Raw genomic sequence first — 23532 nt, 5'->3', positions numbered from 1 at the left:
GTCCCCGCCGGGGCCACCCCCGCCATTCGGTCGGGCGTGGCCTCCACGCCCGAGCCGCCGTCGTCGGGCTGGGCGCGGACCGTGGTCATGGAACCCGGGCAGTACGCGATGGCGAAGAGGGTCACCACCGCGGCCGGGGACGCCGCGCTCAACCAGCTGCTGACGGTCTCCGGGGCCTCCCTCGCCGTCTACTCGGCGCTCTCCGTCGCGCTCGCCTGGTGGATGGCGGGCCGGGTGCTGCGGCCGGTCGGCGTCATCACTGCCCGCGCCCGCCGGCTCTCCGGCAGCAACCTGCACGAACGCCTGGCGCTGAAGGCCCCGCCCGGCGAGCTCAAGGAACTGGCCGACACCTTCGACGGGATGCTCGACCGGATCGAGGAGCTGGTCGCCGCCCGGCAGCGGTTCGCCGCCAACGCCGCCCACGAACTGCGCACCCCGCTCGCCGTGCAGCGGGCCGCGGCCGAGATCGGCCTCGCCGACGACCCGCCGCCCGAGAAGGTCGCCTGGATCCGGGACAAACTCATCGACACCGCCGCCGACAGCGAGCAGCTCATCGAGGGACTGCTGCTCCTCGCGGTCTCCGACGAGGGCCTGCGGCGGCGCGAACGGGTCGCGCTGGACGCGGCCGCCGTCACGGTGACCAAGGCGCTGGAGCCGGAGGCGGAGAATCGGTCCATCACCATCGAGGCGGAGGCCCGGCCGCTGCCGGTGGAGGGCGACCCGGTCCTGCTGGACCATCTCGTGCACAACCTGGTCGCCAACGCGCTGCGCCACAACCACCCCGGCGGAACGGTACGGGTCCGGGTGGGGCCGGGCGGTCTGGAGGTCGCCAACACCGGGCCGGTGGTGGACCCGGCGACCGTGCCGCTGCTGTTCGAGCCGTTCCGCCGGGCGCAGGCCCGCCGCCACGCCCCCGGTGAGGGGGCCGGCCTGGGGCTGTCCATCGTGGCGTCGATCGCGAGGGCGCACGGCGGCGGGGCGAGCGCGACGGCGAACCCGGGAGGCGGTCTGACGGTCCGGGTCGTGCTGCCGGCCTGCCCGTAGCCGCCGGCGTGTCCGCGGAGGGGAGCCGGGGGCGGCCGACGGCCCGGCGCGATCAGCGGCGGTAGAAGATCCGGTCCCGGTACTCCGTCATGACGCGGCCGTTCCACTCGTGGCCGCCGTCGACGTTGCCCGAGCGCAGCAGTGGCGGCTCGATGCCCCGGGCGACCAGCTGCTCCGCGGCGGCGGCCATCATGGCCTGCATCAGCGCGCTGGTGACGACCGTCGACGCGGGGGCGAAGGGCGCCTCGATCCCGTCGAGGGTCAGCTCGGCGTCGCCGATGGCGATCTTGCTGTCGAGCACGATGTCGCAGTGGTCCCGCAGAAAGCCGCCCGAGGTGTGCCGGGAGCGGGTGCCGTCCGCGTACGCCACCGAGGTCACGCCGATGACCTTCAGGCCGAGGGCCCGTGCGTTCAGCGCCATCTCCACCGGGAGCGCGTTGCGGCCGGAGAGCGAGATGATCACGAGGACGTCGCCGGCGGTGGCGGGGCTGGAGTCGAGCACGGCGCCCGCCAGTCCGTCGACCCGCTCCAGCGCGGAGCCGAGCGTCGCGGGCACGACGTCGACGCCGACCGTTCCGGGGACGGCCAGCAGGTTCATCAGGGCGAGGCCGCCGGCCCGGTAGACGACGTCCTGCGCGGCGAGCGAGGAGTGTCCGGCGCCGAAGGCGAAGAGCCTGCCGCCCGCTTCCACGGTGTCGGCGATCGCGGCACCGGCGGCCGCGATGTTGCCGGACTCCTCGTCGCGTACCCGCTCCAGCAGGCCGATCGCTGCGTCGAAGAACTGACCGGCCAGCTTGCTGTCGCTCATCGAGGAGGCCCTTTCCGGCGGGAAGAAGTGTTCATGGGTGTCCGTGCCGCCGATCACGTTGCGGTCTGGACCAGTGACATGTCAATACCGCCTGCCGGGCTGCGGCGTCCGGCGTTCGACCGGCCCGGCACGGTTGTCGGCGGTATGCGTCAGAATTGGAGGAGGGCCAGCGCACAGCGCTTACGACGTTTTCCTGTCACAGCATCGAGGGGCACGAATGTCCGGACTGATCGACACCACGGAGATGTATCTCCGCACCATCCTCGAACTCGAAGAGGAAGGCGTGGTCCCCATGCGCGCCCGGATCGCGGAACGGCTGGACCAGAGCGGTCCGACGGTCAGCCAGACGGTGGCGCGGATGGAGCGTGACGGCTTGGTGCGGGTCGCGGGCGACCGGCACCTGGAGCTGACCGACGAGGGGCGCCGCCTGGCGACGCGGGTGATGCGCAAGCACCGGCTCGCCGAGTGCCTGCTGGTCGATGTGATCGGCCTGGAGTGGGAGCAGGTCCACGCCGAGGCGTGCCGCTGGGAGCATGTGATGAGCGAGGCGGTGGAGCGGCGGGTGCTGGAGCTGCTGCGTCACCCGACGGAGTCGCCGTACGGGAATCCGATCCCGGGCCTGGAGGAGCTGGGCGAGAAGGCCGAGGCCGACCCGTTCCTGGACGAGGGCATGTTGAGCCTGGCGGAACTCGACCCGGGGGCGGACGGCAAGACGGTGGTCGTGCGCCGGATCGGTGAGCCGATCCAGACGGACGCCCAGCTGATGTACACGCTGCGGCGTGCGGGTGTGCAGCCCGGTTCCGTGGTCAGCGTGACGCAGTCGCCCGGCGGGGTGCTGGTGGGCAGCAGTGGTGAGGCGGCGGAGCTGGACACCGAGGTCGCCTCGCACGTGTTCGTCGCCAAGCGCTGAGTCCCCGGCTGCCGAGTGCCCGGTCGGCGACTGCCCCGCCGCCGGGGCCGGCCGTCGGCCGGGCTCCCCGGGCGGATGCCGTCGAGGGGCGCCGGCCGGGGGTGCGGCGGGGCCGGTGTTCTCCGGCCGGATTCCCGCCGCCGGGGCGCTGCTTGGCCGGATGTCGTTGCCGGGGCGCCGCCGGCGCGTTGAAGCGGGGCGTCCGCTCAGCGATTTTCCGTCCGGAAGTGCAGCGCCCGGACGGATCGCGTGCCAGGCTGTGGCTGAGGCATACCTGAGAGTGTCGGCCAACTGGTCGCGCGGTCGGGGAGGGAGCAGGTGCATGCGCCCGTCGTTTTCGCATGTCCGGTACGTCCGGCACGCGCACCGGAAGGTGGCTGCCGCGGTCCCGGCCGCCCGCGCATCGCGTGCCCGTGCCCATGAATCGAACATTTTCGCTGAATCGCACGCCGCCGCCCGGGGGACCGGTGCCGGCGCCCGCCGATGCGCATCGCCGCCGGCGGCTCCCCGGAAGACAGAGGGCCCCGGCGCCTCGCGGCGCCGGGGCCTGTCCTCCCCTGCTCTGACCTGGAGCCCCGAGCTCTCAAGGTCAGTCCCCACGGGCCCTCATCCCCGAGTGGCCCGCCTCCCGGAGAAGGTCTCCCCGCCGCCGCCTCGGTCAATCCTTGGGGCCGGTCACTCGAACGAGCGGTGTTGGATGGCAGATCCCGGTTTTCGAATACAAGTTCGATAGTCTGGCGTGACGCGACCACGCGGTGATCAAGGCTGTGATCAAGCGGCGATCGAGGACCAGAAGGGGGTGCCAGGACATATGGTGCGGCGCATCGATGTGACCGGGACCGACGGCTTACGCCTCGCGGCCTGGGAGTTCGCCGACCCGCCCAAGGGGCGCACGGAGGGCGAGCGCGCCCCCGGGGTCTTATTGCTCCACGGCCTGATGGGCCGGGCCGCGCACTGGGCCCCGACCGCCCGCTGGCTCGCGGAGCGGCACCGGGCCGTCGGCCTCGACCAGCGCGGGCACGGCCGCAGCGACAAGCCGGCCGAAGGCCCGTACACCCGTGACGCGTACGTCGCCGACGCCGAGGCCGCGATCGAGCAGCTCGGCCTCGCCCCCGTCACCCTCGTCGGGCATTCCATGGGGGCGCTGACGGCCTGGCAGCTCGCCGCGAAGCGCCCCGATCTGGTGCGGGCGCTGGTCATCTGCGACATGCGGGCCTCCGCGCTCGGCGCGGCCTCGCAGCGGGAGTGGGAGGACTGGTTCAAGTCCTGGCCGGTGCCGTTCGCGACGCTCTCCGACGTACGGAAGTGGTTCGGCGAGGACGACCCCTGGGTGGAGCGGCCCAACCCGGCCCGCGGCGAGTTCTTCGCCGAGGTGATGGCCGAGCGGGCCGACGGCTGGCGCCCCGTCTTCTCCCGCCGCCAGATGCTCCGCTCCCGCGCGACCTGGGTGTTCGACGCGCACTGGGAGGAGCTGGCGCAGGTCCGCTGCCCGACCCTGGTGCTCCGCGGGCTCGACGGCGAGCTGGGCCGGGCGGAGGCGCAGGAGATGGTCCGGGTGCTGCCGCGCGGGCAGTACGCCGAAGTGGCCGACGCCGGCCACCTCGTCCACTACGACCAGCCCGAGGGCTGGCGCGCCGCGGTCGAACCCTTCCTGGAGCAGTTCGCCGAGGACCCCCGGGAGGAGCGCGAACCCGTCCCGTCCTGACCGGGGGTGCGACGGAGCGGCGCGGCCGGGCCCGCGGGTCCGGCCGCGGCCGTCCTCAGCCCTTGCTGACCGCCGCCAGGATCTCCGGGAGCCGGTCCGCCGTGCGCGGGGCGGCCACCCGCAGCCCCGCCCAGGAGATCAGCGCCCCGTACACCGCCCCCACCGGCAGCAGCAGCCACAGCCACTGCTCGTGGTCCGCGACGTGCAGCCAGATCGTCGCCGCGATCGCCGGCGCGCAGAGCAGCCCCGCCGAGACCATGCCGCCGAAGATGGAGATCCAGGCGAGCCCGGCCTGCCCCGGCGCCACGTTCTTGAACGCCCCGTCCTGCGGGATCGAGTACGGGAAGTTCGCCGACGCCACCGCGCCCGTCGCCAGCATGCCGCCCAGCAGCGCGAACGACAGCCCCATGACCTCCGGCAGCGCGGCCCAGTCGTCGAGCACCGCGGCCGTCACCACCGTCACCACGATCGTGTAGGGCAGCGTGATCAGCAGCAGCGCCAGTGCCCGCGCCCGCAGTTCCAGATAGGCGTCACGGGTGGAGGAGATCGTCAGCGCCACCATCCAGAACGCCGAGGTGTCCTGTCCGAACTGGTTGTACATCTGGATGCCGAGCATCCAGGCGGCGAAACAGGCGAAGTAGACCGAGCCGGTGCCCTGGAGCGCGTTGAGGATCGGCACGATCAGCCCGATCGCCAGCGCCGTGACCCAGGCGGCCTTGGTCTTCGGATCGCGCGCGATGTACCGCAGGCTGCGCTCCATCACCGTCCCGGTACGCCCCTGCGGCAGCAGCGAGGCGAGCCCGGAGCCGCCCTTGCCGGCCTTCTCGCGGCCCGGCCCGGCGGCCGCCAGGGTCGAGCCGTCCGGGGTCGTCATCAGCTTCACCAGGCTCCGCTGCCACAGCCACAGCAGCGCGACCAGCGCCGCGACGGAGAGCAGCAGCTGTGCGAGGGCCGGGCCGTACGAGCCCCGCGACGCCGAGTCCACCGCCCCGATCGCCGAGGCGGGCGGCAGCCAGCGCACCACGTCGGCGACCGGGTCGAGCGCGGACAGCCCGCCCGCCCGGCCGAGCCGCTGGGCGCCGAAGTTGACGACCTGGAAGCCCACCGCGATCACCAGCCCGCTGAGCACCGCGAGATCGCGGCCCTTGCGGGACGTCAGCAGCCGGGTGTTGGCCGTGGCCACCGCCCGCGCCAGCGCCACGCACACCAGCAGCGCGAGTGGCGCGGCCACCACGGCGAACACCGCACCGGCCGCCCCGCGCGCCACCGCGAACACCGATCCGGCCGTCAGGCAGAGCGTGAACAGCGGACCGATCCCGACCAGCGAGGACGCCAGCAGCGCCGAGATCAGCGGGCGCGGCCGCAGCGGCAGCATCACCAGCCGGCTCGGGTCCAGAGTCTCGTCACCGCTGGGGAAGAACAGCGGCATCACGGTCCAGCCGACCGCCAGCACCGCCGCCAGCAGCACCACGAGGGAGCCGGTGTGGGCGTTCCCGCGCAGCGCGATCAGCCCGATCAGCTGGCCCGCGGCGAACAGCAGGGTGACGACGACGGAGGCGATGTACGCGGCCCGCCGGCCGGCCGACTGCCGCAGCCCGTTGCGCAGCAGGGTCAGCTTGAGCCGTACGAAGACCGGGACGAGGTTCTCGTTCGCGGCCCGTCCGGGGGCGGTGCCCGCGGGGGCGTCGAGCACGCTCATCGCTTGCCGCCCAGCCAGTCGAGGGAGCCGTCGGTGGCGCGGGATCCGGCGCCGACGAGTTCCAGGAAGGCGGTCTGCAGCGAGGGCGCCTCGCCGCGCACCTGGGCCAGGGTGCCCTGCGCCCGGATCCTGCCCGCCGCCATGACGGCGACCCAGTCGCAGAGGGACTCCACGAGCTCCATCACATGGCTGGAGAAGACGACGGTCGCCCCCGAGCGGGTGTACCGCTCCAGGACCTCGCGGATGGTCTGCGCCGAAACCGGGTCGACGCCCTCGAACGGCTCGTCCAAGAACAGCACTTCGGGGTTGTGCAGCAGCGCGGCCGCGAGCCCGATCTTCTTCCGCATGCCGGTCGAGTAGTCGACGACCAGTTTGTGCTGGGCGCCCGCGAGATCGAGCACGTCCAGGAGCTGGGTGGCCCGCTTGTCCACCTCGGCGCCGGGCAGCCCGTGCAACCTGCCGGTGTACGCGAGGAGTTCGCGCCCGGAGAGCCGCTCGAAGAGCCGCAGCCCCTCCGGCAGCACGCCGATCCTGGACTTCACCTCGACCGGGTCGCGCCACACGTCGTGGCCGGCCACCTCGACCTTGCCCTGGTCGGGCCGGAGCAGTCCGGTGACCATCGACAACGTGGTGGTCTTGCCCGCCCCGTTGGGCCCGACCAGACCGATGAACCTGCCCGCGGGCAGCTCCAGATCGATCCCGGCCACCGCGGTCTGTTCCCCGAACCGCTTCCACAGCCCCTGTACGCGAACGGCGGGCGCCGCCCCACCGGCTCCGCCCGCCGCGTCCGCTCCGTCCGCCCGTACCGCTCTGTCGGTCTCTGCGCGGTCACGCATGTTTCCTCTGCCTTTCGGTGGCCCCGTGTTCCGGGACCAGCCTACGAAAGGGTGTTCCGTCAGAGGCGGGTCCGCGCATCGGCCGCTTCCCTGGCGCAGGCGTAGGCGAGCGGGCTGATGAGCTCCTGCACGTCCGGCAGCCAGCGGTTGGCGGGGGTGGGGCGGCGCGCCCACTGCACCGCGCCGAGCCCGCCGACCCGGGTCGGCGGGCCCGTGACGTAGTGGCCCTCGCCGCGGGCGACCAGATCGATGGCGGCGGCCCGCCAGCCCAGCTGCCTCACGAGGCCGTCCGACCTGGCCGCCGCGCCCGGCAGCACGAAGAAGAACATCCGCCGGTCGGGGCCGCAGGTGACGGGGCCCAGCGGCAGGCCCATCCGCTCCATCCGGGCCAGCGCCAGGAAGCCGGCGGACTCCGGTACTTCGATCGCGTCGAAGCTGCGGCCGGTGGGCAGCAGGATCGACGCCTTCGGGTGCCTGGACCACATCCGGCGGGCCGCGGCCCCGCTCCCGGTCGCCTGGCCCGCCCAGTCGGGGCCGGTGGGATGGGCACCGGGGGCGGCGCAGTCGGCAGCGTCGCAGGAGCACCGCTCGGTCCCCTCCGCCGCCTCCAGCCAGGTGCCCGGGCACACGTCCCAGTGCCGCTCCTCCGCGTACCGCACCGCCGCGTCGAGCAGTTGCTCGCCCCGCTGCTGGGGGACCTTCGCGGCTTCCATGACTCCGACGGGCTCTTCGACTGCGATGGGCTCTTCCACGCTCAGCACAACTACGGCCAACACTTGGGGTTACGGGCGTGACGGGTGCGGTCCCGGCGTATCGATCCGGCATACGGGGCGCATGGATGCATGGGCGGGGGCGCGCGTGAGGCGGTGCCGGGCAGGGCGGGTAGCCACATACGGGCAACCGCCGGACCGCCCCTGCGCGGGTCCGGAACGGTCGGCCTCTGTCATATGCCGACATGAATGACAAGGAACAAGACGCACGTGACGAACACGATGAATCTGTGCATTTTCCGCGTATTCGCCGGGCAGTGATCGGCTCAATGATCACTGCGGCCTCAGGGGGAAACATGGCAGCCAGGCCTCTCGTCGCACGCCAGCCGAACGAACGGCTCCAGGCGCTCATCCAGGAAGCCGGATGCTCCAACGCCGGCCTCGCCCGCCGCGTCAACATGGTCGGCGCGGAACGCGGGCTCGACCTGCGCTACGACAAGACGTCCGTGGCCCGTTGGCTACGCGGACAGCAACCACGCGGCAGGGCACCGGGAATCATCGCCGAGGCGCTCGGCCGCAAGCTCGGCCGTACGGTCACGATCGACGAGATCGGGATGGCCAACGGCAAGAATCTGGCGTCCGGCGTCGGCCTCCAGTTCGCCCCGACCGTGATCGGTGCGATCGAGCAGGTCTGCGAGCTGTGGCGCAGCGATGTCGGCCGCCGGGACTTTCTGTCCGGTTCGGCGGTCGCCTCCTCCGCGCTCGTCGAACCCAGCCGTGACTGGCTGATCACCGGCGCCGACCCGCAGGTGGCACGGGCCGCCGGGGCCCGTGTCGGGATGCCGGACGTCGAGGCGGTGCGGGCGATGACGACCGCGCTGATCGATCTCGACCACCGGTTCGGCAGCGGCCACGTCCGGCCGGTCCTGGTGCACTACCTGAACAGCGTGGTCTCCGGGCTGCTCTCCGGGGCGTACCGGGAAGCGGTCGGCCGGCAGCTGTTCGGGGCGGTCGCCCGGCTCACCGAACTCGCCGGGTACATGGCGGTCGACACCGGTCAGCCGGGGCTCGCCCAGCGCTACTACATCCAGGCGCTGCGGCTGGCCCAGGCGGCGGGCGACCGGGCGTACGGCGGTTATGTGCTGGCCGCCTCGATGAGCCATCTCGCCGCGCAGCTCGGCAACCCCAGGGAGATCGCCCAGCTGGCCCGGGCCGCCCAGGAGGGCGCGCGCGGGCGCGTGACACCGCGGGCGGAGGCGATGTTCTACGCGGCGGAGGCGCGCGGCCACGCACTGCTCGGCGACGCCCGCTCCTGCCAGGCGGTGACGGGCCGCGCGCTGGCCGCCATGGAACGGGCCGAACCGGGCACGGGCGACGACCCCGACTGGATCGCCCACTTCGACCGCGCCTATCTCGCGGACGAGCTGGCGCACTGTCACCGGGACCTCGGCCAGGCGGAGGCCGCCGCGCGCCGCGCGAAGGAGTCGCTGGCCGGCCACCCGGAGTCCCGGACCCGCCGTCGCGGCATCGGCCTGGTGCTGCTGGCCACGGCCCAGGTCCAGATGCGCGAGGTGGAGCAGGCCTGCCACACGGGCACGCGGGCGATGGAGCTGCTGGGGTCGGTGCGCTCCAGCCGGGGAGCGGAGTATCTGGACGATCTCCAGCAGCGGCTGATCCCGTACGGGGACGAGTCGGCGGTGCGCGAGTTCGGCGCCCGGCTGGAGCTCCAGGCGGCCTGACCGGGGCCGGGGAACGGGGGCCCGGCCGGCGGGTGCGTCAGGGCGCTCCATTAACTGCGTCTTGAGGGCGCCGAGTGTTACAGCGTGCGTGAAGGGCTGGTGAGTGACAACACACGCTTGGCGAACGGCGGCAACCACCCGATAGCGTGAGCCGACGATTCCGTAGGTTTACACGTAGGAGTCCCGGTGACGCAGAGCGGTCAGGGTGACGAGCAGCAGCTCCCTGCTGTACGGCCCACGCACGAAGGTGTCGTGCTGCCCGCGGGTGGCGGCGAGCCCTGGATACCGGGGGGCCCCGCGGATCAGGCCGCCCCGGCGGGCGGCCAGCCGTGGGGGCAGCCCTGGGGGCCGCAGGCGGCGCACCAGGACCCCTCGCACCAGCCCCAGGGCCAGGGCCAGGGGGCTTACGGTCAGGGGCAGTACGGCCCCGGGCAGCCGGGGCAGGGACAGTACGGGCAGCCGCCCGCCCCGCAGCATGCCCAGATGCCGCAGGCCCAGCCACTGCCCCCCGTACAGCCGCAGCAGATGCAGCAGCCTCAGCAGATGCAGCCGCCACAGATGCAGCAACAGCCGCAGCCGCAGCAGTCGTTCGCGCAGCCGTTGCCGCCCGAGGCCGTGCCCGGGATGAGCATGGGCGGCGACGCGGAGGCCACGCAGTACATCGCACCGGTGCCCGGTGGGCCCGGACCGGGCGGGCTGCCGCCGGAGAGCCCCGCCGAGTCGACGACGTTCCTCGGCCACGGGATGCCGCCGCAGCAGGCGTACCAGCAGCAGCCCGGCGCCGGCGGTGACGCCGAGGCGACCCAGTTCATCCCGCCGGTCCCCGGCTCCACGCCCTACGGCATCAGGCCCGGCGCCCCGGGCGACCGGCAGCCGCCCGCCGAGTTCGACAACCTGTTCCGCAACGACGAACCGGCGGGCGCCACGCAGCAGATGCCCCGGCTCGACCCCGGTCGGCAGGCCGGTCAGCACCCGGGCGGACAGTACCGGGGTGCCCCGCAGTACCAGGGCGCCCCGCAGGCGCAGCAGCCCCCGCAGGCCGGGTACCAGCCGGTGGGCGAGGAGCCGCAGCCGCCGCGCAGGAAGCGGGCCCACGTCACGCTGATCGCGGCGGTCGTGGCCGGCTGCGCGGTGGTCGGTCTCGGCGCCGGTGCGCTGCTGAGCGGCGGCGACGACAAGGGCGAGGACGACAAGCAGCCGGTCGCCGCGGCGAGTTCACCCGCCGGGAAGGAGCCCTCCACGCAGGCGGCGGCCGACCCGGCGAAGCCGCAGGCCGAGGCGCTCGACAAGCTGCTGGCGGACAGCAACAACAGCCGCGCCGCGGTCATCGGGGCCGTCGAGAAGACCAAGAACTGCACGGATCTGGACCAGGCCGTGACCGATCTGAAGGGCGCCGCCCAGCAGCGCCGCGATCTGGTGACCCGGCTCGAAGGACTGTCCGTCGACAAGCTGCCGGACCACGCCCGGCTGACCGCCTCCCTCACCAAGGCCTGGCGGGCCTCCGCCGCCGCCGACGAGCACTACGCCGCATGGGCCGCGCAGGCCAAGCACGGCAAGAAGGTGTGCAAGCACGGGAAGGCGCGTACGACCTCCGAGACTCAGCAGGCCACCGTGCAGAGCGGCGAGGCGAGCAAGGCCAAGCAGCAGGCGTCCGGGCTGTGGAACTCGATCGCGACGAAGTACGGACTGACCCGGCGGGCGGCCACGCAGCTCTGAGGGACCGCCCCGCGGCGCCCGTCCGGCGGATCCGGGCCGGCGCCGCGGGTCAGCTCCTCGCGCTGGCGTCCGACAGAGTCTTCGAGACGTCCATGAAGCCCTTCCGGTCCGCGACGAGCCGGCCGTTGCGCACCACCTGATACGTCACCCTGGTGTTGACGATCCGGGGGTACGAGGACGAGCCCAGCACGTCCGTGAAGCCCCAGCGCAGCACCGGGGTGAGGCCGCCGGTCTCCGCCGGGGTGCCCTGGTTGAGGGCGGAGGTCAGCTTCCAGGAAGTGATCTGCGCGGAGTCGACCGACTCCACGATCTTCTTCAGCACGGTGTACGCGATCCAGGTCGTCTGCACGCCCGTGTCGTCCGGGTCGATCCGGTTGTCGCCGAAGGCGTGCTTGCGGATCACGTTCCGCATCGCGTCCCAGCGGGCGTCGCCCGCGTCCGGGTACCAGCCGGTGATGTACGCCCCCTCGAACGGGCTGTTCCGGCCGCCGGTGCTGTCGATCAGCGGCTGGTCGACGCTGCCCAGCACGGAGGAGATCCGGACGTCCCCGTACGACGGTTCGAGCCGCCGGAAGGAGTCGAAGAAGGTCTCCGTGCGCTTCCCGAGCACCGCCGTCACACAGCCGCCGGACGCCCCCGCCGCCTGGAGCGCGGGAGCGGCGGCCTCGTCGTACGAAGTGGCCGACTCGGGTGCCCGGATGTCGGTGGGCGCGGGCCGGCCGGCCTCGGTGAGACCGGTTCTGAGGAGCCAGGCCTGGCCGTCGCCGGGCAGGGTGTCGGGACGGACCACGGACACCCGCTCGCAACCGCGGGACAGCTGCCGGGCGTTGCCCGCCAGCAGGGCGGGCTGGCCGCCGTTGACCGGGAAGGAGATGTAGCTGCTGAACTCCTCGTCGGAAGCGCCGTACCCGCCGATGTAGGGGATTCCGGCGCCCTCCAGCGGCGGCATGAACGCCGTGCCGTGGCGGCTGTACGAGCCGACCACCGCCACCGCCTTCTTCTTGATGGCCAGCCGCGCGCAGTTCGCCGCCCCGATCGAGGTGTCCTGTTCGTCACAGGTGACGACCCGCAGCTTGTGACCGGCCAGCCCGCCGTTGTCGTTGGCCCAGCGGGCGTAGGTGCGGGCCATGGCGGTCATGCCCGCCATGTTCGCCGCGTCCGGACCCGTGCCGCCGCCGGGGGCCCAGGTCACGACGGTGACGGGCTCCCTGGAGACCCCCGTGGCCCCAGGGAGCGCGCCACAGCCGGTGACCAGCAACGCCCCGGCCGCCGCCGCACTTGTGAGGAACTTGTAGGGGCGGGTGAGGATGGGGCGTCGCCGTCCGGTCATGGACACGAACATTTCCGGCCGCGGGGTAACGCCACAGAGTGACCCGCTCAACGCTCAGTGACATCCAGGTGAATTGCGGGGGCCGGTGCGGTCGTCGGAAAAGGGAACGTACGATCGATGACCGTGCAGCAAGGTTCGGAGAACTCTTCCCGTCGCGGCCGTCGCTCCTCCACCATGGGCGGCATGCCGCTGAATGACATGCCTTGGTGGCGCTGGCGCAGCAACGTGCGCTCGGCGCTGCACATGCTCTCCGACCCCGTCTTCCACCACGAGTGCTGGCTGGCCGGCCGGGAGGGGTACGGCGACGTCACCGACGCCGTGTACCGCCTGGTCGAGGACACCTGGCTGGACAACTGGTCCGCCGAGAAGTACATCGGGACGATCTTCCGCGACACCGGCGAGGCCGCTCTCGTCGACGTCGCCGTGCTCCGGGTGCTGCGCATCATGCACCAGGTCGGCGCGGACGCCCCCGTCTCGGCGTATCTGGAGCACCACGGCTGGCAGGAGGCGGTACTGGCCGCCCGCGAGGCCCATGTGCTGCTCGCCGGGAACGACGGCGAGGACCCCGACACACCGCCGCGCTCCCTCGACGTGCTCCGCATCATGACCAGATCTGCCTGATTCACGGCCGGTGTGGCACGCTACGAGGATGACTGTGCCACGGCCTGCCGACGCCGCCCCCGAGCAGTACGTCCTCACTCTTTCCTGCCCCGACAAGCAGGGCATCGTGCACGCCGTGTCGAGCTATCTCTTCATGACCGGCTGCAACATCGAGGACAGCCAGCAGTTCGGCGACCACGACACGGGTCTGTTCTTCATGCGGGTCCACTTCTCGGCGGACGCCCCGGTGACCGTGGAGAAGCTGCGGGCCAGTTTCGCCGCCGTCGGCGACTCCTTCCGGATGGACTGGCAGATCCACCGCTCCGCGGACCGGATGCGGATCGTGCTGATGGTCAGCAAGTTCGGGCACTGCCTCAACGACCTGCTGTTCCGTTCCCGCATCGGGGCGCTGCCGGTCGACATCGCAGCGGTCGTCTCCAACCACACGGACTTCGCCGAGCTGGTCGGCTCCTACAACGTCCCCTTCCGGCACATCCCGGTGACCAAGGACACCAAGGCGGCGGCCGAGGCCGAGCTGCTGGAGCTGGTGCGCGAGGAGAACGTCGAGCTGGTCGTCCTCGCCCGCTACATGCAGGTGCTCTCGGACGACCTCTGCAAGCAGCTGAGCGGCCGGATCATCAACATCCACCACTCCTTCCTGCCGAGCTTCAAGGGCGCGAAGCCGTACCACCAGGCGCACGCCCGTGGTGTGAAGCTGATCGGTGCGACGGCGCACTACGTGACCGCGGACCTCGACGAGGGGCCGATCATCGAGCAGGAGGTCGAGCGGGTGGGCCACAACGTCACCCCGGACCAGCTGGTCGCCATCGGGCGCGACGTGGAGTGCCAGGCGCTGGCGCGGGCCGTGAAGTGGCACGCGGAGCGCCGCATCCTGCTCAACGGCCGCCGCACGGTGGTCTTCGCCTGAGCGCCGGGCACGGAAGGAACTACAGGCGGCTCAGCGAGGCCGCGGCGGAGAGCACGTCGCGGATCGCCTCGCGGTCGCCCTCCTGACCGGCCGCCGCCTCGACGGGCGGTACGCGCCCGGCCACCAGCCGGCAGAACTCCACGCCGTCCAGTGCGACCTGCGCCACGGTGTGCGCGGGGGAGCCGAGCGCGGCCGGGGAGTCCAGCGGGATGTACCAGTCGCCGCCGCCCGAACCCTCGACCTCCAGATGCAGCGAACGGCCCGGCGAACCGGCCGTCACCAGATGACGGGCGGGCCCGGCAAGACCGGTTCTGCGGCGCTCGGCGAGGGCGGCGGGCAGCAGCCGGGCCGCCAGGTCGATCATCCGGTTGAGGTGGGCGGCGGACGGCGCCTCGTACGGATAGTCCACCGCCTCCGCGATGTCGCCGCCGTGCACCCAGCACTCGAAGGCCCGGTCCAGCAGGGCGTCGTGCATCGGGAGGGCGAAGTCCCCGTACGAGACGGAGAGCTCGGAGACTCCGCGGCCGGCGAAGGACACCGTACGGATGAGGGTGTGGCTCTGCGCCCGCCACGGCTCGTGGACCGCGCGCGTGGGCGGCCGCAGCGCGGCGGACCAGTACCGCTCGGTGCGTGCGGTGGGCGAGAGCGGCCAGTCGGCGCCCCGGCCGAGGATTCCGTCGCCGAGCGGCACATCGAGGTCGAGTGCGGTGCCGATCAGTCCGTCGACGGCCATGAGATGGCTGATGACGCCCGCGACCGTGGTCTTGCGGCCGGCCTCCTGCTCGCCCTCGAACCACTTCAGCCGCACCGGGGCGTGCCACTCCGAGCCGCCGATGTCACGGAGCAGCGCGTCGAGCCGCGCGGTCTCCGCGTCGTACGGAGCGGCCCAGTCCGGCACCGGGATGTCGGCCGGGCGGCGGTTCAGACAGGCGTCGATCACCCGGGTCCGCAGCGTCGGGTCGAGATCCAGGCTGCGGTCGGTGTGCAGCAGCCCGACCGCGTCCCGCAGCCGCAGGGCCTCGTCCGCGCAGGCGGCGCACTCGGTCAGATGCGCCTCGACGGCCTCGGTCTCCTCCGCGGAGCAGGCCGCCAGGGCCCATGCGCCGAGGAGCGCCTTGAGGACGCGGTGCGTCAGCACCGGCGGGTCCGACGGGGTCGATGGGGCCGGTGGTGCCACGGCGGTTTCCGGTTCCGGTGCTGTCGGCCGCGGGGTCGTGCGCGGCTCCTCGGGCGGGGTCGCGGGGACGGGCGGGGGCAGGGGTACGGCGGAGAGGTCGAAGTCGTCCGCGGCGGCCCGGGGTCCCGGTATGCGCGGTGCGCCCCGGACCTCGTCGTCGTGCCCGCCGTCACTGCGGCCGTCCGCTCCGTCGTCGGTCACAGGGGCCGTCCGGGTCCGGGCGGCGACATCCCTTCGAGCGGGCGGGTGTGCGCGGTGGAGAGCAGTTGCAGCCCGAGGCGGAGCCGGCGGCGGGCCTCGTCCTCGGTGACCCCGAGATCGGCCGCGGTCTGCCGGTAGTCCCGGCGCTGGACGTACGCGAGCTCCAGGGCGGCGCGCAGCGGTGCGGGCATGGACGTGACGATGTAGTCGGCGCGGGCCGCGACCGTGGCCCGGTGCACCCGCTCCTCCAGACCGCTTCCGTCCTCGTCCGGGCCGTCGGGCCGGCCGTTCTCCTCGCGCAGCCGCCGCACGGACTGGCGGTGCGTGAGCCGGGCCACCCAGGAACGCATCGAGCCCTCCTTGGGGTCGTACGCGCCCGGGTTCTCCCACACGTAGCCGAAGACCTCGCGGGTCACCAGGTCGGCGGCGGTCTCGTCGTCCAGCATCCGGTGGGCCTGGCTGTGCACGAGCGAGGCGAACCGGTCGTAGAGCTCACCGAGAGCCGCCGCCTCACCGCGTGCCAGCCGCTGCTGCATCTTGCGGTCCCAGCGGGGTGGTGCGTTTTTGGCCATGCGACCCCCGACCCTGTTCCCTCTGCTCTGTTCCCCTCGTCACATCGAATGTAGTCGGCGGTGCCAACCATGTGCCTCCCTTTACGGCAAGTACGCCCGCCAAGAGGCCCGGGATGATAGGGAATGCGTCAGTCGGCTCCGGCGGAATCGGACCCGAACCGATCATTTCTGTTCGAATCCGACTGTGCCCGGTCGGGCCGCCCGGTGTTTCATGGGGGTGCGGCTGGGGCAGCCGCGAGAAGGAACGGAAACTTCCGGATCGTCGGAAGCCCCGGAACGAGAGGCCCAGTGGCGTGACACTAGATGTGGCCGAGACCGTGCAGGGCGAATGGACCGTGCTGCACATAAGTGGCGAACTGGATCTGCTGACGGCGCCCACGGTGCGCCAGTCCGTCCATGACGCGGTCGCCGTCGGCCGCCACGACGTGGTGCTCGACCTCTCCGAGGTGCTGTTCTGCGACTCCAGCGGGGTCGGTGTGCTGATCGCCTCCCGCCGGCTGATGCGTTCCTGCGGGGGCCGGCTGCGGCTGATCCTGCCGGCCCGGGGCGCGGAGGAGGGCTCGCACGTCAACCGGGTGCTCGCCGCCCTCGGCGTACGCCGGCTGTTCGAGGTCTACCCCGACTGGGACACCGCCGTCGACGACCGGGCCCGGCCGCTCTCCGCGTGAAGCCGCTCCGGGGCGCCGTCCACAGGGGGCGGCGGCGGGCGGCGACGACCGGGTCGTGACACCGGTGGAGCGCGTAAGTGACATGTGACGCCCTCCGGCGTCGTACGCTCCCCGCATGGACAGCGCAGAGTACGAGCGCAAGATCGCCTTCCGCTTCGCCGCCTTCGACCAGGACGGCAACGGATACATCGATCGCGCGGATTTCAATGCCGCCGCGGCCCGTCTGCTCGCCGAATTCGGTACGACGGCGCGTTGCGACAAGGGCCAGGCGCTCTACATCGGGGCCGAGGCGTTCTGGCAGGGCATGGCGGGCATCGCCGATGTCGACGGGGACCAGCGCGTCACCCGTGAGGAGTTCGTGGGCGGGGCCGTGAAACGGCTGCGCGACAACCCGGAGCGCTTCGCGGAGATCGCCCGCCCCTTCCTGCGCGCGGCGATCGCCGTGGCGGACCGGGACGACCTGGGCACGGCGGACGTGCCCGCCGTGGAACGGGCGCTGCGGGTGCTGGGCGCGGACGCCGGGACGGCACGGATCGCGGCCCGGAGCCTGGACGCGGACCACGACGGCCGGATCGCGGAGAACGAGGCGGTGTCGGCGCTCGCCGACTACTTCACGGTGATCGCCCCGGACACGTAGGACCGAGGGGGGTGCGGGGCGGCCCCCGCACCCCCCTCGTCGGCTCTCAGGCGAACTGCTCCCGCAGCCGGTACTTCAGCACCTTGCGCAGGGCGTCGTTGCGCGGCAGCGCGGCCACCACCTCCAGCCGCTCCGGCAGCTTGTGCACGGCGAGTCCCTCGGTCCGCAGATACCCCGTCAGCCGTGTCAGCGTCAGCGGCTCCGCACCCGCCGGCTGCTCCACGACCGCGCAGACCAGCTCGCCCCGCTCCGGGTCCGGCAGCCCGATCACCGCCGCGTCCCCGACGTCCGGGTGCCGGTGCAGCAGGTCCTCTATCTCCTTCGCGGAGATGTTCTCGCCCTTGCGGATGATGATGTCCTTCAGCCGCCCGGTGAGCACCAGATGCCCGCTCTGCCTGACGTGGCCGACGTCGCCGGTGATCAGGAACCCCTCCGCGTCGAAGGCCGACGCGGTCGCCGCCGGGTCCAGATAGCCCTTGCAGACCGCCTCGCCGCGCAGCCGCACCTCGCCGTCCGTGCCGTGCGGCAGCGGTTTGCCGTCCTCGTCGGTGATCCGGATCTCCATGCCCGCCGGCGGCCGCCCCTCCGTCCCGGCCAGGTTTTCCGCCGTGTCGTCGGGGGCGCCCATCGTGATCATGGGGACCTCGGTCATGCCGTAGCCGTGGGTGAGCCGGACGCCCATCTCCCGGACCACCGCGTGGTAGATCTCCGGCGGCTTCGGGGCCCCGCCGCCCGCCAGCAGCCGCAGGGTGGGGATCGGCTTCCGGTCCGGCACCTTGCGCTGTTCGGCCAGGAACATCGAGTAGAACGCCGTGGAACCGCCCGCGACCGTCACCCCGTGGCGCCGGTAGTCCGCCAGCGCGTCCGGCATCGCGAAGTGCTCCAGCAGCACCGCCGGGAACCCGTACAGCAGCAGCATCACCGCGTAGTCCGGCCCGCCGACGTGGGCGAACGGGAAGGCCACCGAGCCGATGTCGTCGGCCGTCAGGCGCAGTGCGTGGGCCAGGCAGGAGCCGCCCGCGATCAGGCTGCGGTCGGTGTGCAGCACCCCCTTCGGGTCGGAGGTGGTGCCCGAGGTCCAGTAGATCCAGCGCACCCGCGTGCCGTCGCCGGGCGGCGGCGGGAGCACCGAGGGATCGCCGTCCGGCAGCGACGCGTACGCCTCGAACACCGTCACCGGCCGGTCCGCCGTCAGCCGTCCGGCCATCGCGGTGTGGTCGAAGCCGCGCCAGGTGCCCGGTACGGCGAAGAACTCCGCCTTCGACTCGCGCAGCGCGAACCCCGCCTCGCGGTCCCGGTAGAACGGGATGACGGGCGACTGCACGGCCCCGATCCGGGTCAGCGCGAACGACAGCAGCACCGTCTCGATCCGGGTCGGCAGCTGCCAGGCGACGACGCCGGCGGGGCGTACGCCCATCTCCCACAGCCCGGCCGCGACCCGCTTGCCGCGGTCGCGCAACTCGCCGAAGGTCAGGGTGCGGTCGTCCTGGATCAGGAACGGGCGGTCCGGGGTCAGGGCGGCCCGGCGTTCGACGAGTTCCCAGAAGGTGCCCGATGCACCCAGGGCGTGCGCGGTCTCGGTCACGGCGTACCCCTCACAGCTGACGGACAGTCAGATAGTGCGGAGAGCGTAGAGCGCTGCGCCTTGTCGGTCCAGGGGTGCGGGGCTAGCCTGATGGCGACATAAATCTGACGGGTCATCAGAAAATCGCGCGCCGGAGGAGACACCATGACGGAACTGCCTCGGATCGTCAGCGTCGACGACCATGTGATCGAGCCGCCGCACCTCTTCTCGACCTGGCTGCCCGCCAAGTACCGCGAGCGCGGCCCGCAGCCGCTCACCGCCGGCATCGGTGAGCTGGCCTACACGGGCGGCAAGTACGTCATCACGATGGACCCGGACGGCCCGCCCACCGACTGGTGGATCTACGAGGACCTGAAGTTCCCGTACAAGCGCAACATCGCCGCCGTCGGCTTCGACCGCGACGACATGACGCTGGAGGGCATCACCCGGGCGGAGATGCGGCCCGGCTGCTGGGATCCGGCCGAGCGGCTCAAGGACATGGACCTCAACCACGTCGAGGCCAGCCTCTGCTTCCCGACCTTCCCGCGCTTCTGCGGCCAGACCTTCGCCGAGGCCCATGACAAGGAGGTCGCGCTCGCCTGCGTGCGCGCCTACAACGACTGGATGGTGGAGGAGTGGTGCGGCGACAGCGGCGGCCGGCTCATCCCGCTCTGCATCATCCCGCTCTGGGACATCGACCTGGCGGTCGCCGAGATCCACCGGAACGCGGCCCGCGGGGTGCGCGCGGTGACCTTCTCCGAGATCCCCACCCACCTGGGACTGCCGTCGATCCACACCGGGTACTGGGATCCGTTCTTCGCGGCCTGCCAGGAGACCGGCACGGTCGTCAACATGCACATCGGGTCCAGCTCGCAGATGCCCGCCGCGTCACCGGACGCCCCGCCCGCCGTGCAGGCCAGCCTCTCCTTCAACAACGCCATGGCCTCGATGATGGACTTCCTGTTCAGCGGGGTCCTGGTGAGGTTCCCGCGGCTCAAGCTCGCCTACAGCGAGGGCCAGATGGGCTGGATCCCGTACGCCCTGGAGCGCGCCGACGACGTCTGGGAGGAGCACCGGGCCTGGGGCGGGGTGCGCGACCTGATCCCCGAGCCGCCGTCCGTGTACTACTACCGGCAGATCTTCTGCTGCTTCTTCCGGGACAAGCACGGCGTCGCCTCGCTCGACGTCGTCGGACGGGACAACGCCACCTTCGAGACCGACTACCCGCACGTCGACTCGACCTTCCCGCACACCAAGGAGGTCGCCCTGGACCACGTCAAGGGACTGGACGACGAGACCGTCTACAAACTGATGCGCGGAAACGCGATCCGGATGCTCGATCTGGACCTCGACAAGTAGGCCCGCGATGGACCTCGCGTACACCCAGGAGGAGCAGGAGTTCCGGGCGCGGCTGCGCGAATGGCTGGGCGAGGTGCTGCCCGGACTGCCGCCGAGGCCCCGCCCCGACGACTGGCCGGGGCGCCGCGCGTACGACACGGCCTGGCAGCGGATGCTCCACGACGCCGGCTACGCGGGTCTGCACTGGCCCGTCGACGCGGGCGGCCGGGGCGCGACCCCGACCCAGCACCTGATCTTCCTGGAGGAGACGGAGAAGGCCGGAGCCCCGTACGTCGGGGCGAACTTCGTCGGGCTGCTGCACGCCGGCCCGACGATCGCCGCCGAGGGCACCGCGGAGCAGCGGGCCCGCTGGCTGCCGCCGGTGCTGCGCGGCGACGAGATCTGGTGCCAGGGCTTCAGCGAGCCCGACGCCGGATCCGACCTCGCCGCGCTGCGGACCAGGGCGGTGCGCGACGGCGACCACTACGTGGTGAGCGGCAGCAAGATCTGGACCTCGCACGCCGAGGTCGCCGACTGGTGCGAGCTCCTGGTGCGTACGGATCCGGCGGCGCCCAGGCACCGAGGGATCACCTGGCTCGCCATGGAGATGGACGCGCCCGGGGTCACCGTCCGCCCGCTGCGCACCCTCGCCGGATCCACCGAGTTCGCCGAGGTGTTCCTCGACGAGGTGCGGGTGCCGCTCTCGCACCGGGTCGGCGCGGAGAACGACGGCTGGCGGGTCACCATGGTCACCCTCTCCTTCGAGCGCGGTACGGCCTTCGTCGGCGAGGTCGTCGCCTGCCGCCGCACCCTGGACGAGCTGGCCGCCGAGGCGCGGCGCAGCGGACGCTGGGACGATCCGGTCCTGCGCCGCAGGCTGGGCAGGCTGAACGCCGAGTTCCGGGCGCTGTGGCGGCTCACCCAGTGGAACGTCAGCGAGGCGCAGCGGGCCGGCGGCGGGGTGCCCGGCACCGGCGGCTCGGTCTTCAAGCTGCGCTACTCGCACGCCCGCCAGGAGCTGTACGAGGCAGCCGCCGAGGTGCTCGGCGCCGACAGCGCGGACCTGGACCGGGAATGGGTCCTGGACCGGCTGTCCTCGCTCTCGTACACCATCGCCGCAGGCACCTCGCAGATCCAGCGGAACATCGTCGCCGAACGCATACTCGGCCTGCCGAAGGGGCGCTGACGCACTCATGGACTTCCAGCTCTCGGACGACCAGCGGGCCCTGCGGGCGGGGGTGCGGGAACTCCTGGCCGGGCGTTTCGGCAGGGACCGGATGCGGGCGGCGCTCGACGACGGCACGGGCGTCGACCGGGCGCTGTGGCGGGAGCTCGGCGAAGCCGGGTTCTTCGCGCTGCGGCTGCCGGAGGCGGAGGGGGGCGTCGGACTCGGACTGCCCGAATCGGTGCTGCTCTTCGAGGAGGTGGGGCGCTCGCTGCTGCCGGGGCCGCTGATCGCCACCCACCTCGCGGCCGGTCCGGTGAAGGGCGCGGCGCAGGGCGCGACGGTGGTCGCCGTCCTCGACCCGGGGCAGCCGGTGGCGCACCTGGGGGAGGCGGACGCGCTGCTGGTGCTGGGCCGTGTCCGCGAAGCGCCGCGCGCCACACCCTCCGGGCGTACGACGGGCCGTCACGGACACGACCCGGACCCCGGCGACGGGCCGCGGGCGTCCGCCGCGTCGGTGGACGTCACCCGGGTAAGGGACGACGCCGCCCCCGTACGTTCGATCGACCCGTTCACGCCCCTGTGGCGGGCCGAGGACCCGGAGGAGACCGGGGAACTGCTGCCCGGGGGCGGGCGGCTGCGCGAGGAGGGGGCCCTGCTGGCCGCCGCCGAACAGCTCGGCAGCGCCGCCCGGACGACCGAGATGGCCGTCCAACACGCCGGTGGGCGCGAACAGTTCGGATCGCCGATCGGGTCCTTCCAGGCGGTCAAACACCTGTGCGCCGGAATGCTGGTCCGGGCCGAACTGGCCCGCTGCGCCGTCTACGCGGCGGCCGTGACGGCGGACCCGGTGGAGATCGCGGGCGCGAAACTGCTCGCCGACGACGCGGCGGTCCGCAACGCGCGGGACTGCCTCCAGGTGCACGGCGGCATGGGCTTCACCTGGGAGGCAGATGTTCACCTGCATCTCAAACGGGCCTGGCTGCGGTCCGGGCAGTGGCTCACCGCGGCGGCGGCCGAGGAGGTGCTTGCGGGGGACCTGTGCTGAAGCCGGAGTGTTTCCGTGCAGGCTTTCGGCACCCGGCAGCGGGTGAATGTACGGTGCACGGAGGTGACGAACAGGGCCACGAGCCTCACGCTGCGGAGTTACGCAGTGCAGTCGGCGGGCGCGGGGCCGGTCCGCGGCCTTCACGTTCTCTGTCACGGGGTGGAGTCGGTGCCGGGCTCGGGTACGCTCCGTTGGATGCGACAGGAACTGGAACCGGGCGATCCGGAGCTTGCCCCTGCGGTGACTCCGGGTCCGGAGTGGCATCCTGCTCGCGTTCCTGGCAGAAGCGCCGGGAGCGCCCGGGAGGCGGTTCGGGCGACCTCTGCGCGCCTCTGTTCGACTCGCCGCAACGTGCGTCGCACAGTATGCATCACGCGTACTCCTTGGCGCTGGAATATGCCCGAAGCGCTTGTTGCGGTGACTGTACGTCAACCATGCTGTCTCGAAGGGGAATCACGTTCCGTGACCCCGAGGAGGCGCGAGGCGATGTGTCCGCCGGTTCGGATGGTGTGAGCGGTGCAGGTGCTTCAGGTTCAGCTGGAGGTCGGGCCGGATCCCGCGGAGGTCGGGCGGGCCCGTAGATGGGCCCGGTCGAGACTGGTCGGGTCCGGGATAAGGGACGACGAGCCACTGGCCGAGACGCTCATCCTGCTGATCTCGGAGCTGGTCACCAACGCGGTGGTGCACACCGGGTGCCCGGCGGTGCTGCGGATGCTGTTCGGCCTGACCGGCTCGGCCGGTGCGCCCGGGACCGTCCGGGTCGAGGTGGCCGACACCAGCTGCCGCCCGCCGCGGCAGCGCCACGCGGCCGGCGAGGACACCAACGGCCGGGGCCTGGAGCTGGTCGACGGTCTCGCGGACCGCTGGGGCTGGCAGCCGGAGGGCGCGGGCAAGCGCATCTGGTGCGAGGTCGACCGCGGCGCACCGCTGATCCAGCTGCCGCTGAACTCCGGCGCACAGGGCGCCGCGCCCTGCGCGGGAGACCCGGGCCGTGAGCCGCACCAGACGTCACAGGTCATGAAGGGCGCGTCGCGGGCCGTGAAGAACGCATCACAGGCCATGACGAACGCATCACAGAGCATGACGAACTTTGCATAAAGGTTAAAGCAGTCCTTGCGGGCTGCCGTACGGCGCCGG

General features: G+C 72.4%; 21 protein-coding genes. 13 read left to right on the top strand and 8 right to left on the bottom strand.

Translation table 11 applies throughout. From position 1 onward, the window contains the following. The coding region (locus AADR41_RS21390) for a sensor histidine kinase (RefSeq protein ID WP_342282994.1) at positions 1-1044 on the top strand (1044 nt) is incomplete at its 5' end. Between the two features lie 52 nt (positions 1045-1096). Here AADR41_RS21390 and AADR41_RS21385 read toward each other — a convergent pair. Continuing rightward, on the bottom strand, positions 1097-1852 hold the full coding sequence (locus AADR41_RS21385; protein ID WP_342282993.1) for an SIS domain-containing protein: 756 nt from the start codon (positions 1850-1852) through the stop codon (positions 1097-1099). A gap of 217 nt (positions 1853-2069) precedes the next feature. Here AADR41_RS21385 and AADR41_RS21380 point away from each other — a divergent pair, with 217 nt between their 5' ends. Both AADR41_RS21380 and AADR41_RS21375 read left to right on the top strand, forming a co-directional pair. Continuing rightward, entirely contained in the window at positions 2070-2762 is a 693-nt protein-coding gene (locus AADR41_RS21380) for a metal-dependent transcriptional regulator (protein WP_342282992.1), read from the top strand. Between the two features lie 811 nt (positions 2763-3573). Then, positions 3574-4467, top strand: a complete 894-nt coding sequence (locus AADR41_RS21375) for an alpha/beta fold hydrolase (protein WP_342283001.1) — start codon at positions 3574-3576, stop codon at positions 4465-4467. Positions 4468-4522: 55 nt separating this feature from the next. On the opposite strand, the gene AADR41_RS21370 is transcribed toward AADR41_RS21375, so the two are convergent. The 3 genes from AADR41_RS21370 to AADR41_RS21360 are packed head-to-tail and all read right to left on the bottom strand — an operon-like array spanning position 4523 to position 7715. Further along, the gene (locus tag AADR41_RS21370; protein ID WP_342282991.1) at positions 4523-6166 is read right to left on the bottom strand and encodes a transporter; all 1644 of its coding nucleotides are present in this window, start codon (positions 6164-6166) and stop codon (positions 4523-4525) included. After that, positions 6163-7002: an ABC transporter ATP-binding protein gene (locus tag AADR41_RS21365; RefSeq protein ID WP_342282990.1), complete on the bottom strand. Its 840-nt coding sequence runs from the start codon at positions 7000-7002 to the stop codon at positions 6163-6165. Before AADR41_RS21365 ends, AADR41_RS21370 begins: the two co-directional genes overlap by 4 nt. A gap of 59 nt (positions 7003-7061) precedes the next feature. Beyond that, on the bottom strand, positions 7062-7715 hold the full coding sequence (locus AADR41_RS21360) for a bifunctional DNA primase/polymerase (RefSeq protein WP_342282989.1): 654 nt from the start codon (positions 7713-7715) through the stop codon (positions 7062-7064). A 353-nt stretch (positions 7716-8068) separates the two neighbouring features. On the opposite strand from AADR41_RS21360, the gene AADR41_RS21355 reads away from it, so the two are divergent. Both AADR41_RS21355 and AADR41_RS21350 read left to right on the top strand, forming a co-directional pair. Further along, positions 8069-9451 carry a transcriptional regulator gene (locus tag AADR41_RS21355; protein WP_342282988.1) on the top strand — a complete coding sequence of 461 codons (1383 nt, stop codon included), beginning with the start codon at positions 8069-8071 and terminating at the stop codon, positions 9449-9451. Positions 9452-9703: 252 nt separating this feature from the next. Then, positions 9704-11167, top strand: a complete 1464-nt coding sequence (locus AADR41_RS21350; protein WP_446751086.1) for a hypothetical protein — start codon at positions 9704-9706, stop codon at positions 11165-11167. 49 nt (positions 11168-11216) lie between these two features. On the opposite strand, the gene AADR41_RS21345 is transcribed toward AADR41_RS21350, so the two are convergent. Continuing rightward, complete coding sequence (locus tag AADR41_RS21345) at positions 11217-12497, bottom strand: ABC transporter substrate-binding protein (protein ID WP_342282986.1); 1281 nt, start codon at positions 12495-12497, stop codon at positions 11217-11219. Positions 12498-12671: 174 nt separating this feature from the next. On the opposite strand from AADR41_RS21345, the gene AADR41_RS21340 reads away from it, so the two are divergent. Beyond that, on the top strand, positions 12672-13118 hold the full coding sequence (locus AADR41_RS21340) for an SCO4402 family protein (protein WP_342283000.1): 447 nt from the start codon (positions 12672-12674) through the stop codon (positions 13116-13118). A 28-nt stretch (positions 13119-13146) separates the two neighbouring features. After that, a complete protein-coding gene (purU, locus tag AADR41_RS21335; protein ID WP_342282985.1) occupies positions 13147-14025 on the top strand; it encodes a formyltetrahydrofolate deformylase in 879 nt (292 codons plus the stop codon). Positions 14026-14044: 19 nt separating this feature from the next. Here purU and AADR41_RS21330 read toward each other — a convergent pair whose 3' ends face one another. Together AADR41_RS21330 and AADR41_RS21325 are read right to left on the bottom strand one after the other, a co-directional pair. Continuing rightward, on the bottom strand, positions 14045-15403 hold the full coding sequence (locus tag AADR41_RS21330) for a zf-HC2 domain-containing protein (RefSeq protein WP_342282984.1): 1359 nt from the start codon (positions 15401-15403) through the stop codon (positions 14045-14047). Then, complete coding sequence (locus AADR41_RS21325) at positions 15400-15975, bottom strand: RNA polymerase sigma factor (RefSeq protein WP_342282983.1); 576 nt, start codon at positions 15973-15975, stop codon at positions 15400-15402. The genes AADR41_RS21330 and AADR41_RS21325 overlap by 4 nt, the downstream gene beginning before the upstream one ends. A 293-nt stretch (positions 15976-16268) precedes the next feature. On the opposite strand from AADR41_RS21325, the gene AADR41_RS21320 reads away from it, so the two are divergent. Both AADR41_RS21320 and AADR41_RS21315 read left to right on the top strand, forming a co-directional pair. Then, positions 16269-16643 carry an STAS domain-containing protein gene (locus AADR41_RS21320; protein WP_342282982.1) on the top strand — a complete coding sequence of 125 codons (375 nt, stop codon included), beginning with the start codon at positions 16269-16271 and terminating at the stop codon, positions 16641-16643. A 115-nt stretch (positions 16644-16758) separates the two neighbouring features. Next, positions 16759-17280 (top strand): EF-hand domain-containing protein, encoded by a 522-nt coding sequence (locus AADR41_RS21315; protein ID WP_342282981.1) that lies wholly within the window; start codon positions 16759-16761, stop codon positions 17278-17280. A 46-nt stretch (positions 17281-17326) separates the two neighbouring features. Here AADR41_RS21315 and AADR41_RS21310 read toward each other — a convergent pair whose 3' ends face one another. Next, positions 17327-18865: a class I adenylate-forming enzyme family protein gene (locus AADR41_RS21310; RefSeq protein ID WP_342282980.1), complete on the bottom strand. Its 1539-nt coding sequence runs from the start codon at positions 18863-18865 to the stop codon at positions 17327-17329. A 144-nt stretch (positions 18866-19009) separates the two neighbouring features. Here AADR41_RS21310 and AADR41_RS21305 point away from each other — a divergent pair, with 144 nt between their 5' ends. The 4 genes from AADR41_RS21305 to AADR41_RS21290 all read left to right on the top strand — a co-directional run bounded on the left by AADR41_RS21305 (position 19010) and on the right by AADR41_RS21290 (position 23493). After that, a complete protein-coding gene (locus AADR41_RS21305) occupies positions 19010-20203 on the top strand; it encodes an amidohydrolase family protein (protein WP_342282979.1) in 1194 nt (397 codons plus the stop codon). Between the two features lie 7 nt (positions 20204-20210). Next, positions 20211-21368, top strand: coding sequence for an acyl-CoA dehydrogenase family protein (locus AADR41_RS21300; protein ID WP_342282978.1), 1158 nt, complete (start codon positions 20211-20213; stop codon positions 21366-21368). A gap of 7 nt (positions 21369-21375) precedes the next feature. Continuing rightward, the gene (locus tag AADR41_RS21295) at positions 21376-22395 is read left to right on the top strand and encodes an acyl-CoA dehydrogenase family protein (RefSeq protein WP_342282977.1); all 1020 of its coding nucleotides are present in this window, start codon (positions 21376-21378) and stop codon (positions 22393-22395) included. Between the two features lie 516 nt (positions 22396-22911). Beyond that, entirely contained in the window at positions 22912-23493 is a 582-nt protein-coding gene (locus tag AADR41_RS21290; protein ID WP_342282976.1) for an ATP-binding protein, read from the top strand. The last annotated feature ends 39 nt before the right edge of the window (positions 23494-23532 follow it).

This window comes from Streptomyces sp. CLV115 (assembly GCF_038448545.1).
In the GTDB taxonomy this organism is placed as follows: Bacteria; Actinomycetota; Actinomycetes; order Streptomycetales; family Streptomycetaceae; genus Streptomyces; species Streptomyces sanglieri.
This window is presented reverse-complemented; position numbering and strand designations above follow the sequence as displayed.